General features: G+C 68.3%; 13 protein-coding genes. 1 reads left to right on the top strand and 12 read right to left on the bottom strand.

Annotated elements, in window-relative coordinates:
• Positions 1-2 precede the first annotated feature (2 nt).
• The 4 genes from ACZ6JY_RS30260 to ACZ6JY_RS30245 all read right to left on the bottom strand — a co-directional run bounded on the left by ACZ6JY_RS30260 (position 3) and on the right by ACZ6JY_RS30245 (position 3,741).
• The gene (locus ACZ6JY_RS30260) at positions 3-1,139 is read right to left on the bottom strand and encodes an acyl-CoA dehydrogenase family protein (protein WP_469200906.1); all 1,137 of its coding nucleotides are present in this window, start codon (positions 1,137-1,139) and stop codon (positions 3-5) included.
• 2 nt (positions 1,140-1,141) lie between these two features.
• Complete coding sequence (locus tag ACZ6JY_RS30255) at positions 1,142-1,906, bottom strand: enoyl-CoA hydratase family protein (RefSeq protein WP_469200905.1); 765 nt, start codon at positions 1,904-1,906, stop codon at positions 1,142-1,144.
• Entirely contained in the window at positions 1,906-3,030 is a 1,125-nt protein-coding gene (locus ACZ6JY_RS30250; protein ID WP_469200903.1) for an NAD(P)H-dependent flavin oxidoreductase, read from the bottom strand. The genes ACZ6JY_RS30255 and ACZ6JY_RS30250 overlap by 1 nt, the downstream gene beginning before the upstream one ends.
• 432 nt (positions 3,031-3,462) lie before the next feature.
• Entirely contained in the window at positions 3,463-3,741 is a 279-nt protein-coding gene (locus ACZ6JY_RS30245; RefSeq protein WP_469200902.1) for a hypothetical protein, read from the bottom strand.
• Positions 3,742-3,998: 257 nt separating this feature from the next.
• Between ACZ6JY_RS30245 and ACZ6JY_RS30240 the strand changes: the two genes are divergently transcribed.
• Positions 3,999-5,258 (top strand): CaiB/BaiF CoA transferase family protein, encoded by a 1,260-nt coding sequence (locus ACZ6JY_RS30240; RefSeq protein WP_469200901.1) that lies wholly within the window; start codon positions 3,999-4,001, stop codon positions 5,256-5,258.
• Positions 5,259-5,306: 48 nt separating this feature from the next.
• Here ACZ6JY_RS30240 and ACZ6JY_RS30235 read toward each other — a convergent pair whose 3' ends face one another.
• The 8 genes from ACZ6JY_RS30235 to ACZ6JY_RS30200 all read right to left on the bottom strand — a co-directional run bounded on the left by ACZ6JY_RS30235 (position 5,307) and on the right by ACZ6JY_RS30200 (position 15,170).
• Positions 5,307-5,972, bottom strand: a complete 666-nt coding sequence (locus ACZ6JY_RS30235) for a GntR family transcriptional regulator (RefSeq protein ID WP_469200900.1) — start codon at positions 5,970-5,972, stop codon at positions 5,307-5,309.
• 74 nt (positions 5,973-6,046) lie between these two features.
• Positions 6,047-6,874 (bottom strand): enoyl-CoA hydratase-related protein, encoded by an 828-nt coding sequence (locus ACZ6JY_RS30230; RefSeq protein ID WP_469200899.1) that lies wholly within the window; start codon positions 6,872-6,874, stop codon positions 6,047-6,049.
• Positions 6,871-7,944, bottom strand: coding sequence for an acyl-CoA dehydrogenase family protein (locus ACZ6JY_RS30225; RefSeq protein ID WP_469200898.1), 1,074 nt, complete (start codon positions 7,942-7,944; stop codon positions 6,871-6,873). Before ACZ6JY_RS30225 ends, ACZ6JY_RS30230 begins: the two co-directional genes overlap by 4 nt.
• 2 nt (positions 7,945-7,946) lie before the next feature.
• Positions 7,947-9,080 carry an acyl-CoA dehydrogenase family protein gene (locus ACZ6JY_RS30220; RefSeq protein ID WP_469200897.1) on the bottom strand — a complete coding sequence of 378 codons (1,134 nt, stop codon included), beginning with the start codon at positions 9,078-9,080 and terminating at the stop codon, positions 7,947-7,949.
• 268 nt (positions 9,081-9,348) lie between these two features.
• Entirely contained in the window at positions 9,349-10,350 is a 1,002-nt protein-coding gene (locus ACZ6JY_RS30215; protein WP_469200896.1) for a hypothetical protein, read from the bottom strand.
• A 29-nt stretch (positions 10,351-10,379) separates the two neighbouring features.
• The gene (locus tag ACZ6JY_RS30210; protein WP_469200895.1) at positions 10,380-10,979 is read right to left on the bottom strand and encodes a TetR/AcrR family transcriptional regulator; all 600 of its coding nucleotides are present in this window, start codon (positions 10,977-10,979) and stop codon (positions 10,380-10,382) included.
• Positions 10,980-11,084: 105 nt separating this feature from the next.
• Positions 11,085-12,581 (bottom strand): glycoside hydrolase family 43 protein, encoded by a 1,497-nt coding sequence (locus ACZ6JY_RS30205; RefSeq protein WP_469201131.1) that lies wholly within the window; start codon positions 12,579-12,581, stop codon positions 11,085-11,087.
• A 219-nt stretch (positions 12,582-12,800) separates the two neighbouring features.
• Positions 12,801-15,170, bottom strand: a complete 2,370-nt coding sequence (locus ACZ6JY_RS30200; RefSeq protein ID WP_469200894.1) for a glycoside hydrolase family 3 C-terminal domain-containing protein — start codon at positions 15,168-15,170, stop codon at positions 12,801-12,803.
• Positions 15,171-15,203: the final 33 nt, after the last annotated feature.

Genomic DNA, 15,203 nt, shown 5'->3' with positions numbered 1-15,203 from the left:
GATCACCTCCTCGGCAGGCCGAGCAAGCGCTCGGCGACGATGTTGCGCTGGATCTCGTTGGTGCCGGCGTAGATGGGGCCGGCGAGGGAGAACAGGTGGCCCCTGCTCCAGGGCCCGTCCACCTCGGCCTCGGGGCCGAGCAGTTCACCCGCCGTCTCGTGCAGCCGGATGTCCAGTTCCGACCAGAACAGCTTGTTGAGGCTCGACTCGGCGCCTGTCGGCCGCCCCTCGACGATGGAGGTCACCTGCTGGAGAGTGAACATCTGGTACGCCTGGGCGTCGATCCAGCTTCGCACCACCCGGTCCCGGTGCTCCGCCGCCGCGTCGGGGACACCGCGGGCCAGTTCCAGCAGTCGGTCCGCGGCCTGCAGGAACCGCCCCGGTGAGCGCAGGGTGAGTCCCCGCTCGGAGCCGGTGGTGGCCATGGCCACCTTCCAGCCCTCCCCCACCCCACCGAGTACATCGGCATCGGGGACGAACACGTCGTCCAGGAAGACGTCGGCGAACCCCTCGTCGCCGTCGAGCCGTTCGAAGCCCCGCACGGTGACGCCGGGGGCGTCCAGGGGGAGCAGGAAGTATGTCAGGCCCCGGTGCCGCTGCGCCTCCGGGTCGGTGCGGAACAGTCCGAACAGGTGGGTGCAGAAAGAACCGCGGGTGGTCCAGGTCTTCTGCCCGCTCAGCCGCCAGCCGCCGGCCGCCTCGTCCCGTACGGCCCGGCTGCGGATGCCCGCGAGATCGCTGCCCGCTCCCGGCTCCGACCAGCCCTGCGCCCACAGGTCGTGGGCCGCGGCCATCCGCGGCAGAATCCGCCGCTGCTGCTCGGGGGTGCCGAACTGGAAGAGGGTCGGCGCCAGCAGGAAGATGCCGTTCTGCGTGACGCGGGACGGCGCCTCCGCGCGGTAGTACTCCTCCTCGAGGATGAGCCACTGCCACAGGGACGCTTCCCGGCCGCCGTACTCCTCGGGCCAGGAGACGACCGACCAGCGGGCGTCATGGAGCGTGTGCTCCCATTCGAGGTGGGCCGCGAATCCCTCCCGGGTGTCACCGGACGGCAGTGGCGTGCGGGGCACGTTGCGGGCGAGCCAGTCGCGGGCTTCCCGCCGGAAGTCCTGGTCCTCCGGGCTCCAGGTGAGGTCCATCGTCACTCCTCGCCGTCCGGGCGGCTGCCGAAGGTGTCCCGGACCTCGTGGGCGACGCCAGAGAGGTTGAGCTCGAAGGTGAAGCCCTGCTCATAGCGGTAGCTGCGCTTGACGTCCCATAGGTCGATGCCGTTGAAGGCTTCCTTGGCGGCCCGGATCACCGTGGGGTTCTTGTCCGCGATCTCGGCGGCGACCTCACGGGCCCTCATGTGCAGCTTGTCGCCGGGGACGACGTCCCACACGGAGCCGAAGGCGTGCAGTTCGGCGGCCGTGGCGGTGGTGGTCGTGTACATCATGGCCCTGGCCTTGTGCATGGGCACCAGCCGTGACAGATGGGTGGCTGCTCCGAGTGCGCCGCGTGCCACCTCGGGCAGCCCGAACACGGCGTCCTCCGCGGCGACGATGATGTCGGAGTTGCCGACCAGGCCGATGCCACCACCCAGGCAGAAGCCGTTGACGGCGGCGACGACGGGTACCGCGCAGTCGTAGATCGCGGCGAACGCGGCGAAGCAGCCCCGGTTGACGCCGATGATGGCGTCGTTCCCGGGGTCTGCCTGGAGTTCCTTGATGTCGACGCCGGCGTTGAAGCCGCGGCCCTCGGCGCGCAGCAGCACCACGCGTACGGCGTTGTCCTGCCCGAGCCGGGTGACCGTCTCCGCAAGCCGGTACCAGCCTGCGACCGGCAGGGCATTGACCGGTGGGTGGTCGATGACGACCTCGGCGATGCCGTGCTCGTCGACGTCGGCGCTGATCATTTCGGTGCCCATCAGTTCTCCTGGGAGGACGAGACCCGGTCAGGGGTGGGTACGGGCGCGGACGGGACGTCGGCGGCCAGCCGGCCGAGTGCGGTCTCCGCCTCCGCGAGGATGCGCTGGATCAGTTCCTCGCAGCTGGGCAGGTCCTCGATGACGCCGGCGATCTGCCCGGAGGCGAGGGTGCCGAGGTCGGCGCGGCCGTCGACCATGCTCGCTCGGAGCATCATCGGGGTGTTCGCCGCCATGAGGACCTGGGTCCAGCCGAGGTCGTGCCTGCGGCGCATGGCGAGGCCTTCCTGGATCATGTCGCGCCACGCGATGCCGGAGGTCCTGCGGAAGGCGACGGCGTGCCGCACGGACCGGACCAGGCGGGGGACGGCCTTCTCGTTGAGCAGCCGTTCCACCGGCTCGGTGCGCAGCACGCGCTGGGGGATGCCGTCCAGGACGGAGGTGACGACGGTGTCGGTGACGGAGCGCCGCAGGTACTCGCGTTTCACGGCGTCGGAGACCTTCGAGTCGCTGGTGAGCAGGAAACGGGTGCCCATGGCGATGCCGACCGCGCCCTGCGCGAGGGCGGCGACCAGGCCCCGGCCGTCGCGGAACCCGCCGGCCGCGATGACAGGGATGTCCACCGCGTCGACGACCTGCGGCACCAGGATGGAGGTGGGGACGGCACCCGTGTGACCGCCGCCTTCACTGCCCTGGACCACGACGGCGTCGACCCCCCACGCCTGGACCTTCTCGGCGTGGCGGCGAGCGCCGACCGAGGGGATGACGATCAGTCCCGACTCCTTCAGCCTCCGGATGACCTTCTCGTTGGGGGCGAGCGCGAAGGAGGCGACCTTCACCCCTTCGCGGACCAGGAGTTCACCGCGTTCCAGCACGTCGGGGGCGTCACCGCGGAAGTTGACGCCGAAGGGTGCGTCGGTTCGCTCCCGTATCGCCCGGACGGCGGCCCGGCTCTCGTCGAGGGTGAGGGTGGCACCGGCGAGGATGCCGAGCCCTCCGGCCGCGGAGGTGGCGGCCGTCAGCTCCGGCCCGGAGACGTATCCCATGCCGGTCTGCACGACCGGGTACCGGACACCGACCAGGTCGCACAGCGGTGTGTGCAGTGCGCGATGGGTCGTGGAGGTCATACCGTCACTCCTTCTCGCGCCGCCCTCGTGGTCGGCGGCCTTGTGGGCGGGGTGCGACGTCCAGGGAACCGAACCGCCGTTTGGCGGCACTCGTCGCTGTAGCGGACATCCAGGGCCCACTGGGCTCCCCCGACGCCGCGCACACTACCAAGCGCTTGCTAGGTTTCCAATGGGGCGGCGATGACTGCCACGGACGCCCCGAAACGGATCAGGCCGCCACTCAGCACAGCTTGAGCACCCGGCCGACCTCGCAGGACGCACTCCCTCCGGTTCCGGACCAGGCAGAGATGCCCAACCCCCGGCAGGACCGGCGCATGGAATCGGCTCTCAAGTTCCACCAGGTCGGCGGGGTGAGCGCCGGCGAGACAGGCTCCATCAAACGGCGGTGAAGTACTCACTTTCGACCGTCACGTCGAAGACAGCGGCACTCCCCTAGTCAAAGACATCAGCCACCCGTCGAGAGCAGGTGAGCGCGCCTGATGGCGGGAGCGTGCGGCGCACAGCCAGTCGCTGCGGCCGAGCGGCGTGCGTCCGCACTGAAGGGACCACACCCGGACCGCCCAGAACGCCCGCGGCCCACTGGACAAGGGTCAGCGCGAACGTGGGCAGCACATGCAAACTACGTTCGAAGACCAGGTCCAGATCGTCGACACCGGCACAGGCACCGACGGCGAGGGCGTAAAGGATCACGACCCGCTCGCCGTAAGTCACGGTCCGGCTCCCGAGGTCACGTACGCGCCGCTGGCCCGCAGTCGACAGGTGCGCGAGGGCCGATGTCGACGGCGCGGACAACACCGAGCCGACTTGCAGCAGTCGACCCGCGACACTGCAGCTGAACATCGCCTCGCCCAAGTCGTCACTTCGCCCGCTCCACCGCAAAGGGTGGCCACAGCCACCCCCATGGTCTATCTTCCCTCTTGGATCCAATTCTGCATCACTTCCCGGCCGTGCAGTCCCAGGAGTCATTCATGACCACTCCCCTGTCCGGACTACGTGTTCTCGACCTGTCCACCACGTTCTCGGGTCCCTACTGCGGTCAGTTGCTCGCAGACCTGGGAGCGGATGTCATCAAGGTCGAAGCGCCCGGCCTGGACGTGACCCGGTCGCTGGGAACCATCCGCACTCCGGGGCTGGCCAGCGTCTTCGTCGGCGCGAATCACGGGAAGGCCGCTGTCGTTCTCGACCTGAAGGTCGACAGCGACTACGACCGCTTCCTGCGTCTGGTTTCCGCCTGCGACGTCGTCCTGCACAACATGCGCTCCGACGCCGCCGAGCGGCTGAGGATCGGCTACACGACGCTCAAAGAAGCCGCCCCGCATCTCGTCTACGCTGCCATCTCGGGATACGGCAGCAACGGCCCCTACGCGTCCCGGCCTGCGTACGACGACACAATCCAGGCGATGAGCGGTTTGGCATGGCTCCAGAGCCGCCAGTCGCCCCGTCCCACGTACATGGCGACCCCCCTGGCGGACAAGACGGTCGGTGTCATGGCTGCCCTTGCCGTTCTGGCGGCCGTGCTACACAGGACCCGCACGGGCGTCGGTCAAATGGTCGAGATCCCGATGTTCGAGACCATGGCGTCCTGGACCCTGATGGAGCAGCTCGGCGGTCACGCCTTCCTCCCGGAGGAGGGGCCGACTGGCTACGACCGCCTCCTCCACCGTCGGCCGCATGCGACCAGCGACGGCCTCATCGCCGTGGTGGTCTACCACGACGGCCACTGGCGGCGGTTCCTGGACCACGCGGGGATGGGGCATCTGCTCGACGACGAACGGTTCAGCACGGTCGCCGCCCGCATGCGGCACATCGAGGAACTCTACGAACGCCTCGGGGCCTTCGTCGCCCGGCACACCACCAAGGAATGCCTGGCGGTCTTCGAGAAGCTGGACATACCGGCGACGGAGCTGCGGTCGACCGATCAGCTCTTCGAGGACCCCCATCTGCGTGCCGTGGGACTTTTCCGGGAAATACACCACGCACAGGAGGGGACCTTCCAGGTCACGCGTTCTCCCGCGCTGTTCTCCGAGACTCCGGCAGCGGATCCCGCCGACATGGCCCCTCCGCAGTTGCCGGGCGAAGGCCGGCCACGGATACGTGAGTGGCTCGCTGCCCCTCGCCCCTGGGCCGCGTCGGGCCGGTCGGGCTCACAATCGGGCACGGCGGCGAACGCCAAGGAGGCGCAGGAAGCCGCCCAGTTCGCGACGCAGGAGCCCGCGCCGCCCGACTGAGTCAAGCGGCGAAGACGTCAGGAGACTTCCCCGTCCGGCCGGGTCCAGCTAAGTCGCGGCGGCGCCTTCGGGGCTCAGGAGTACGCGTAGCTGGGACTCGGAGCCGTGACGGTGCTGGTCCATCGTCCGTGCCAGCAACTCGTTGTCGCCGTCCCGGAGAGCCGCGATCATCGTCTCGTGCTCTTCCAGTACGTGCTTGCGGCTTTCGGCCGAGAAGAGATACACCGCGTGGTACGGCGCGGCCCACGTCCACAGCCGCTTCACCTCCCCGATGAGCAGCCGAAGGTCCGACAGTCCGAAGACGGCGAAGTGAAACTCGGTGTTGCGCTCGCGCATGCGGGGCAGATCGACCGCCTCGGCCGCCAGGGCGACCTCGTCGTTGAGATGGGAGATATGGGCGAGCTGCTCCTCCGACGCACGGGGAAGCCGCGAGATGATCTCGTCCTCCAGCAGCTTGCGCATGATGTAGATCTGGTCGAACTCGTCCTGGTTCAACCGGGTCACCATGTATCCGACGTTCGGCGTGTGACGCACCAGGCCTTCGACCGTGAGCTGGCGCAGCGCCTCACGCACGGGCAGCCGGCTGACGCCCAGCCGCTCGGCCATGTGCTCCTGCCTGACCTGTTGGCCAGGTACCAGTTCGCCAGAGACGATCATGCGGCGCATTCCGTCGACCACGCGCTCCAAAGCTGGGGCGGCCTTTGGACCAGCCACTGTTGTCTCCGATCCTGAATGCGGGGGGTGGATAGGATATCGGATCCGATCAGGCAGGTCCTTCGAGGCATCGGTCACTCCCGAATTTCGGGGGCCGCTGGTTTGGTGCCCCAGCCGGCGCGCCCCTTTCGGCCCAGCGACCACATCTGAACTCCGCGCTCCAGTTCCACGGCCGCCGGCCAGCTGAGGCCGGGCTCTTCCAGCTCCAGTGACGCCGAGTGCTTGACCCTGCGGGTGAGTTGCGGGTCACGGAGCGCCAGTCGGCACAGGCCCAGTGCGACGTCAACTACTTCGTCGCGGGGGCAGGCTCGCAGGGCCAGGCCGAGATCGACCGCCTGACGCCCGTTCACCGCGAGCCCCAGGACCGCCATGGCCACGGCCTGCTGGTAGCCGAGCGACCTGCCGAGCAGACGGAGGTGGCCTCCCCCGGGGTGGATGCCGCGGGCGAGAAAGCCGCTGTCGAGGACCGCGTCCTCGGCCACGACCATGATGTCCGCGGCCAAGGCCAAGTTGAGCCCGGCGCCCACGGCTCCGCCCCGGACGGCGGCAACGGTGGGGACCGGCAGGCTGCCGACGCGGACGAACGACTGATAGACAGCCGAGGTCCGGGCCACGGCCTCGGGCGAGGCCGGGTCGCTGGACGAGACGGCAAGGTCGCGGGTGTCGGCGCCGCTACAGAAGTACGTGCCCGTCCCGGAGACCACTACCGCCGCGATTGACTCGTCCGCCTCCACCCGGTCGCACGCGGCGAGTACTTGGTCGGCCATGTCCAGCGTGATGGCGTTCTTCCTGGTCGGGTTGTCGAGCACCAGATGGCCGAGGCCGTCCTCCACGGTGAACCGGACCTGTGACCCTCCTTCCTCGCGCGGTCCGCCGGCCATCGTCTTGCCAGGATGAGTCATGTCTTCTCCCGTGTCGGTGTGGGTGGCCATTCACGACCGGTGAGGCCCGTGACGAGCTCCCAGAGGTCCGCGCCGGCCGCGATGTCACTCACCCTCTGCTGCCAGACCAGTTCGTGCCCGTGTTCTTCCCTCCATGCCCACAGACGCGTGGTGAGAGCACCCAGGACGTGTTCGCGGGTAAAACCGATCGCGCCGTGGGCCTGGTGTGCGGCAGCCGCAATCGGCCTCGCCAGGGCCGACGCCTCGGCCTTGGCCGCCGCGACGATCAGCTCGGCCGAGTAGTCCTCGTCCCGCAGTGCGATCACGGCCGACTCGGCCGCGATCCTCATGGCAAGGCTGTCGGCCGCGAGCCGCGCCAGCGCGTGCTGTACGACCTGGAACTTGTTCAGCGGCCTGCCGAACTGCTCACGTTCCTGGACGTACCGACGCGTCACGTCCATGACGAGCTCGGCGACTCCTGCCATGGCGACGCTCCGCGCCGCGGCACCGCGCACGCTCCATCCGCGTGCCTGCTCGGCCGTCAGTCGGGCTCCGGCGACCGGGACCACGCCGTCGAGCACCAGCTCGTCGCGCGCCTCGCCGGCGAGGTTGTTTCCCCCACGGCACACGACCCCCGGCGCGTCGGGGGATACGACGTGGAGGGCGGCGACCGGCCCCTCGGTGATCAGCACGGCCGTGGCGCAGTCCCTGGCCCACGGGACGCCGTGCGCGGTCCCATGCAGCACCGTGCCGTCCCAGGTGCCTTCGAGCCTGCCGGCCGTCAAGGGACCCCGCGGCAAGTCCAGTCCAGCCTGCCGCAGTGCCGGCCCGGCGACGAGGACGGCGTCCGCGTAGGGAACCCGCGCGGTACCGAGCGCGCGCGACACCGTGGCAGCGTCGAGGAGGTCACCGCCCGTGCCACCGCGTTCTTCACTGACAGTGAGCCCGGTGAAACCGAGCTTCTCCAGTTCACCCCACAGGGCGCCGTCGAGTCCGGGAGACGGGGTGGCGTCGGGCGCCTGGTGCGAGGCAGCCACCGAGCGGGCGGCCTCGTACAGGTCGTCTAGATGGTCGTCGGGGTAGTCGGGCATGGTCACAGCCCCTTCGCCACGATGGAGCGGAGCACCTCGTTGGTGCCCCCGCGCAGGGTGAACGCCGGGGCGTGGAGCACCCCGTCCGCGAGCAGTCGCCCGAGCGGGTCGGACGCGTCACCCGGACGCACCCTCGCGAACCGGCGAACCGCTTCGACCAGGTCTCCTTCGAAGGTGGTACCAAGGTCCTTGACGAGCGCCGCCTCCGTGGCGGGGGCGCCTCCCGCCGAGAGCCGGCCCGCCACCGCGAGGGAGAGCCGGCGCAGGACGATCAGCCGGGACAGCAGGCGGCCCAATTCCAGACGGGCCGCCGAGTCCTCGGGACGGAGCGTGCGCGCCCACGCGGCGAGCAGGGGGTAGGTACTCAGGACACGTTCCGGCCCCGACCGCTCATAGGCGAGTTCCGCCGTCACCTGGGCCCAGCCACGGCCACGGCGGCCGAGGAGGGCGGAACCGTCGACGAAGGCGTTGTCGAACACCACCTCGTTGAAGTGGTGTGCTCCGTCGATGGTGATGATCGGGCGGATGGTTGCGCCCGGGTTGGGCAGGTCGACGACGAACTGGGACAGTCCGTCGTGCCGTTCGCCGGGGTCCGTGCGTACCAGGACGATCATCGCCTGAGCCACGTGCGCCACGCTCGTCCAGACCTTGGTACCGCTGATCCGCCACCCCTTTCCGTCCGGTACGGCCCGCGTACGGACGGCGGCGAGATCGGATCCGGCGTCGGGTTCGCTCATGCCGATCGCGAAAAATGCCTCGGCGTTCGCGATGGCGGGCAGGTAGCGGCGGCGCTGCGCGTCGGTGCCGTGCTTCAGGATGGAGGGAGCCATCTGGCGGTCGGCGATCCAGTGGGCCGCCACTGGGGCACCATGCGCGAGGAGTTCCTCGGTGACCACGAAGCGCTCCATGGGTGAGCGCCCTCGGCCGCCGTACTCCTCGGGGATGGTCATGCCGACCCAGCCGCGGGCGGCGAGGCGGCGGCTGAAGTCACCGTCGATGCCCGACATCCACGAGTCGACCCGGGGTACGAACGCGCCGGCCTCGATCTCGTCACGGAGAAACTGACGGACCTCCTGCCGCAAGGTGCGCAGAGCAGGGGCTGAGTCGTCGGCAGGGCGCAGGGTTCTGGTCGTCATCAGTGCTCCTCTCAACGCGACCGTAACGTATTGGATCCAATTTAGGAATACGAATTTGTTGACTCTGAAGCACCGAACGACCGAAGGAGACAGCGTGTTCAGGCTCGACGGGAATGTCACCCTGGTCACCGGGGGCAGGTCAGGGCACGGGCGCAGGCATGGCGCACGACGCGACTTCGCGGCCGTTCAGACCCGGATGCGCGAGGGCCGAGATGGTGAAGGCCGGCGCCGTGGATGCCCCGCGGATCGAGTGCAGTCGGCTCGTCGGTCATGCCGCCGCGCGGCGGGCCACCGGTGCTTCGGCCGGGTATTGCACCGGAGCCATGGCATAAGTCTTGTTGACCAGAGCGATGAAGCCGGCGTCCGTCATCGGATCATCCGGTTCCCGAAAGGCAACACCCTTGCGCCTCAGGTCGTGCATCAGGATGCCGAGCACCTTCTCGTGGGTCAGGTCGTCCGTGTGGTCCAGGTATCGGCGGGCCTCGGGCAGATCGTCGAAGACCAGCGCCGTGTAATGGAACAGCGAGCGCATGTCCTTGTCGCCGTACCGGGCGATCTCCTGCTCACCATTGCGGATCACCCAATCGTCTCCCTCGTGATGAAGCCGGGACTCCAGACGAATGTCGGGGTAATCACGGAGATGGGCCGGCCCGTTGCTCTCCCGGCGGTGATACATCAACGAGTTGTCAGACAGGACACAGGTGTTGCGGAACGGGGCGGCGAACCGCTTCGGCGCACGGTCCGGGCCGTCGGGCCAGTAGGTGAAACCCCCCTCGACATCGGAGTCATAGAAGTAGGTGATCATCTGTCCGGTCTTGATCATCCATTTACCGAAGAGGCCCGACTTGGCCATCACGCTCAGCAGCCACACCGGTGTGTTCACGATCGAGCAGCCCAGCCAGCTCCCGCTGTCGAAATGTCCGGCGTCGAAACGCACGATCCCCTCCTCCGCCAGGTAGCCGCGGAAGGTGGGTGCGACGAAGTCGGACAGTCGGGGCGGTAGAAGTCCTCGATCACCGCGGGGTGCGTGGCCGGAATGATCGGATGACGCCTCGCCATGGGGATCTGTCTCCTGGAAGTCGGGGGTCTCGACGGTGAACCGCTGCCGACCCGGTCGCAGTGCGGCCCACGCCCACGCTAGGCAGGCCGCGTCCCCCGTTCGTTTCGCGGTTCCGTTGAGTGGGACCAGGGCGAGGACGGCCTGACCACGGGGAGAGACGGATTCGGAAACAAGGAACTCCCGGGCGAGGTCACGCTCGGGATCGCGCACGGCCGCGTATGGACAGGGGCCCAAGTCGGCTACAGGGCGGTGAGCAGCAGTCTGGCGGCGAGCCGCAACTCTTCCTCGCCCTGCGCCTCGGGGGTGTGGTGGTTGAGAGCGGACACGAGGACGCCCCACCAGCTGTAGGCGAGCAGGCGCACGGCACAGGCCTGCTCGTGGCTGGGAGCGTCCCGGCCGAGGGTGTGCAACACGACCTGGCACAGCCGGTCCTCGGCGTGCTGGACGTAGTGGTCGGGGTTTACGGTGTAGTCGACGGCGGTGGCCTGCACCATCGCCGAGGACAGCAAGGGCCGCTCCAGCAAATACCGGGTCAGGGCCACCAGCTGATCACCGACGGTGGCCACCGGGTCGTCATCGGGCTCTGGCCAGTTCTCCTCGACGAAGCCGACGATGTGCGACTTCCACAGCGCGGCGAACAGGTGCACTTTGGAGGGGAAGTAGCGGTAGAGCGTGCCGAGCGCGACGTCGGCGGCCTTGGCGACCTCCTGCATCTGCACACGTTCGTAGGCCACCTCGGCGCCCAGCTCTGCCGCAACCGACAGGATGCGCTCACGCCGCGCAATCTGGTTCTTCGACGCGGGAGAGGCGGGCAGCCTCACCTCGGGGATTCGTGCCACGTTGCCCCCTGTCCTGTCGCATCCGTACTCGGACCACAGGGTAATGGGCGTGCACGTCGGCCCCGTCGTACGGTCAAGCGTCCTCGTCGGGCCGGGTCGACAGGGTCAGGTAGCCGGCTGGGGGTGGCTCGGCAATGGAGAGGTGTAGGAGAAGCGGGTGAGCAGCGCCTCGGCGCCAAGTGCTTCCACACCGACCACGCGACCGGTGAAGCCGCCGGCGACCTCTGTGGACACGTAGCGGCCGTCGACGTGCGTGAGGGAGTGGAAGCGGCCGTCCTCCTGGAAGCCGAGTTCGAGACGGTCCGGTCCGTTGTGCAGGCTGAGGCGGTCCGACGTGTCCAAGGCGCGGATGACCAGCGGAACGTCGGAGTCCCGCACGGTGGCAGAGGCGAGCTTCTGGTCGCACGGGCCGATGACGGCGCGAGCGGTCACCGTGTTGCCGGTCCGTTCGACCGCTGCCCAGTGCCCGTCGTCGATTCGCACCACCAGCACCACGTCACCCTTCGGGACGGTCGCCTCGGCCTGCCACTCGGCATCACGTGTACGCACTGCGAGCAGGTGCACGGCTTCGCGGGACTCGGGGGCGCGACCACCGGCGAGCACGATGCCGCAGCTGTCGGTGGTGTCGTCATGGCGGACGAACGTGCTGGGGGCGATGCCGGGTGACACCCACCGGGGATGAAGTCCGGGAGCGGCGAAGTCGTCCGAGAAAGTGGTTGGCTGCGGCGGCACCTCGAAGGCGTCCTCGATGACGACCGGCCAGTCATCAGCCCATTCGACGCCGGCCAGGAAGGTCTCACGTCCGTTGACGTGGAACTGCGGGGTGCTGCCGCGAGGCCGGACACCGAGGTGGGTCATCGCCCATCGTCCGTCGGGGAGTTCGACGAGATCGGCATGACCGGTGTTCTGTACGACGTGATCGGTGCTGCGGTGCGAAAGAACGGGGTTGGCCGGGTGCGGCTCGAACGGTCCGGTGATCGAGCGTGAGCGGGCCACTGAAACGCAGTGGCCACGTTCGGTTCCGCCCTCGGCGATGACGAGGTACCACCAGTCGCCTCGACGGTAGAGATGCGGGGCCTCGGGATGCGCCATTCCCGTTCCCCTCCACAGTAGCCGTGGCTCGGAGAGCAGGCGGCCGGTCAGGGGGTCTACGGCTGCCTGCTGAATCCCGGACGCGCCCTGCGCCCAGGTCAGGTAGCAGTCGCCGGCTTCGTCCCACGCCAGGTCGGGGTCGATACCGATCGTGCCCAGGGTGTGCACAGGATCGCTCCAACCCTTGGCGGGGTCAGTGGACCGCACAATGATGTGTCCCGTGGCGTAGTCGGCCATGTTGGTGGTCACCAGCCAGAAGACCCCGTCGTGGTGCCGCAGCGTCGGAGCGTAGATACCGGTACTGCCTGCCTCCAGACCACGGGTGACCCTGAGCTGCTCGGGCCGGTCGAGCGCGTTACCGACCTGTTCCCAGTTGAGCAAGTCGGAACTGCGGAATATCGGGACTCCAGGGAAGTACTCGAAACTGGAGGTCGCAAGGTAGTAGGTGTCGTCCACACGACAGATGGACGGGTCCGGGTAGAAGCCCGGCAGAATTGGGTTGGTACTCATTACCCTTGATCCTTTCTGGTGACTAGGGCGCACGAATGCGAGGGGTCTCAATGCCAGCGGGTGGCTGACTGAAACGGCGACTGACCGCCGAAAGAGCGATGGAAGAGCGCCGTTGCGCTGTCCTGTACCCATCCCCGGGCCGCGTGCTCTGGTGCATCGCTCTCTCCACAACTGCCGCCCTGCCCGTCGCAGATGTGGCCGCTACACGTGGACCCGGTGTCAGCCACGGCTGAGTACTTTCCGGAGCGCACGGAGCGGACGACCGTTTCCGATCGCGATCATCACGTCGAGTGCCTTCCAGGAGAGCCGGCCGCCTCCGGTGAGCACGATCTGGCGCAGGGGCATCTCATTCGTCACTTCGCGGACCATCGCCAGTTGCACATGGTCGGTGGCCGCCGCCTCCGCCCCGCGAAGGACCATCTTGCGCAAGAGCCGCCCAATGCCCACGGCCGCGAAGTCTCCGAGGGCGCTGTCGCGATGGAACGGCCTCAGCGGCGTGGGCGCGGGGACCCCGTGGCCGAGCCGGGTGGCGAACTCCGCATCGGTAGCGGCTATCGGTGATGTCCCTGCCGGTTCCGCCGAATCCTCGACCCCGTCGACGATGTCGACGAACAGAGTGGCCTCGATCTGCTGGCTGGAGCGTGCCACCTCCAGCTCGATCCGTCCTTTCGGCAGCCTCCATTCGTTCACTCGTACATCCCAGAACGCGAGGGATCGTGAGGCCACGGGGACCACGACGCGCTTCTTCCGGCCCGGATCCGTCTCGACCCGGACGAAACCCACGAGTTCCCGCCGCGGGCGCAGCACGACTCCACTCCGGTCGTGCGCGTACACCTGCACGAGGTCACTGGTCGCACGGTTCCCGGTGTTCTCGACAGTGACCGAGATGGTCAGCTCGTCCTGTCCGGCGAGTTCCGTCTCGTCGATCGAGGCGTCGGACCACTTCGTCGTGCCATATCCCAGGCCGTGGCCGAACGGGAACAAGGGTTGCACGCCCGCAGTGGTCGCATGCCGGTAGCCCACGAAGATTCCTTCGCGATGTTGCGTCTGGTCCGCGGCTCCGGGGAACCAGGGGTCGGACCCGGCATCAGCCTGTGTCGCGGGAAAGGTCTCCGCAAGCCGGCCAGCGGGTTCGACGGTTCCCAGCAGCACATCGGCAACGGCGCCTCCGCTTGCCTGGCCCCCGAGACAGCAGTGCAACAGCGCGGCGACCTCGGCGTGCCAGGGCATGAGTACCGGTGACCCGCCACTGACGACAACGACCGTCCGTGGGTTCGCCCGCACCACCGCACGCACGAGCTCGTCGTGCTGAGGCGGCAACGACATGGAGCTACGGTCGTAGCCCTCGCTCTCGGAGATCTCCGGCAGACCGACCATGACGACGGCGACATCTGCTCGTTCCGCCGCGGCGACCGCCTCGTCGATCAGCGCGTGGTCGCGCTCCGCGGTGATCGGGTCGTAGCCGGGCGCGTAACTGACCTCTACTTCCGCGTCCTTCAAGGCGTCGAACGCGGTGGTCACCTTGGCGGCGTTCACATACGCGCTTCCGCCGCCCTGGAACCTCGGGGTCCGACCGAAGGCGCCGATGAGCGCGACACGCGCGGTGCGAGCCAGGGGAAGGATGCCGTCGTTGGTCAGCACCACCGTGCTCGCTGCCGCCGCCCGCCGCGCGAGCGCATCGTGTCGGTCACGCATGGGCCGAAGCGCGGTCGCGGACGGCGTGGTTGCTCGGGCGAGGTCCTGGAGTCCGAGAATCCGAGAGACGGCGAGCGCGACGTCTTGGGAGTCGAGCCGCCCCTCCTCGATCGCGGCGCGGAGTTCCGCCCGCCGGTCGAGGCCTCCCGGCATCTCCAGGTCCATCCCAGCCGTGATGCCCTTCACGCGGTCGGACTCGGCTCCCCAGTCGCTCACGACGGCTCCGTCGAACCCCCATTCGTCCCGGAGGATCTCGGTGAGGAGCCGACGGTCGTCCGAGCAGTATTCTCCGTCGATCTTGTTGTACGCGGACATGACCATGCGCGGGTGGGACTCCTTCACGGCGATCTCGAAGCCGCGCAGGTACAGTTCCCGCTTCGTCCGTTCGTCGGCTATCACGTCAGTGAGGTTCTTGCGACGCTCGTGGTTGTTCATGGCGAAGTGCTTCAGACAAGCCCCGGTGCCGGTCGACTGGATCCCCATCACGGTTGCCGCAGCCAGGCGGCCCGACAGCAACGGGTCTTCCGAGTAGTACTCGAAGTTGCGTCCGCCGAGCGGGTGCCGCTTCAGGTTCAGACCCGGCCCGAGCACCACGCCTACCCCGAGTGCGCGAGCCTCCTCTCCGACCGCCACACCGATCGCACGCAACAGTTCGCCATCCCAACTGGCGGCCAGTGTCGACGCGGGGGGAAAGCACGTGGACGGGACGCTCTCGCCCAAGATGCTGTCGCCGCCCCCCGCGGCGACCACCCGCAACCCGTTGGTCCCGTCGGCCACCCGCACAGATTCGATTCCCGCACGTGGCACTGACTTTGTCTGCCAGTAATTCTCTCCGGACAGCAGTGAGAGCTGCTCATCAAGGGTGAGGGGGGTCAATTCGGTATAGTCAGTCATCGACTTAGGCACTTTCCTGCGGCTAGATACCGC

Source organism: Streptomyces sp. NPDC046335, assembly GCF_055587985.1.
The sequence above is the reverse complement of the archived record's forward strand: the minus strand, read 5'-3'. Positions and strand labels throughout refer to the sequence as shown.

Bases quoted from the DNA above. Each gene is read 5' to 3' on its own strand.
- ACZ6JY_RS30260 (WP_469200906.1), bottom strand. From the start codon at position 1,139: ATGGACCTCACCTGGAGCCCGGAGGACCAGGACTTCCGGCGGGAAGCC.
- ACZ6JY_RS30225 (WP_469200898.1), bottom strand. From the start codon at position 7,944: ATGCCCGACTACCCCGACGACCATCTAGACGACCTGTACGAGGCCGCC.
- ACZ6JY_RS30220 (WP_469200897.1), bottom strand. From the start codon at position 9,080: ATGACGACCAGAACCCTGCGCCCTGCCGACGACTCAGCCCCTGCTCTG.
- ACZ6JY_RS30255 (WP_469200905.1), bottom strand. From the start codon at position 1,906: ATGGGCACCGAAATGATCAGCGCCGACGTCGACGAGCACGGCATCGCC.
- ACZ6JY_RS30200 (WP_469200894.1), bottom strand. From the start codon at position 15,170: ATGACTGACTATACCGAATTGACCCCCCTCACCCTTGATGAGCAGCTC.
- ACZ6JY_RS30230 (WP_469200899.1), bottom strand. From the start codon at position 6,874: ATGACTCATCCTGGCAAGACGATGGCCGGCGGACCGCGCGAGGAAGGA.
- ACZ6JY_RS30240 (WP_469200901.1), top strand. From the start codon at position 3,999: ATGACCACTCCCCTGTCCGGACTACGTGTTCTCGACCTGTCCACCACG.
- ACZ6JY_RS30250 (WP_469200903.1), bottom strand. From the start codon at position 3,030: ATGACCTCCACGACCCATCGCGCACTGCACACACCGCTGTGCGACCTG.
- ACZ6JY_RS30205 (WP_469201131.1), bottom strand. From the start codon at position 12,581: ATGAGTACCAACCCAATTCTGCCGGGCTTCTACCCGGACCCGTCCATC.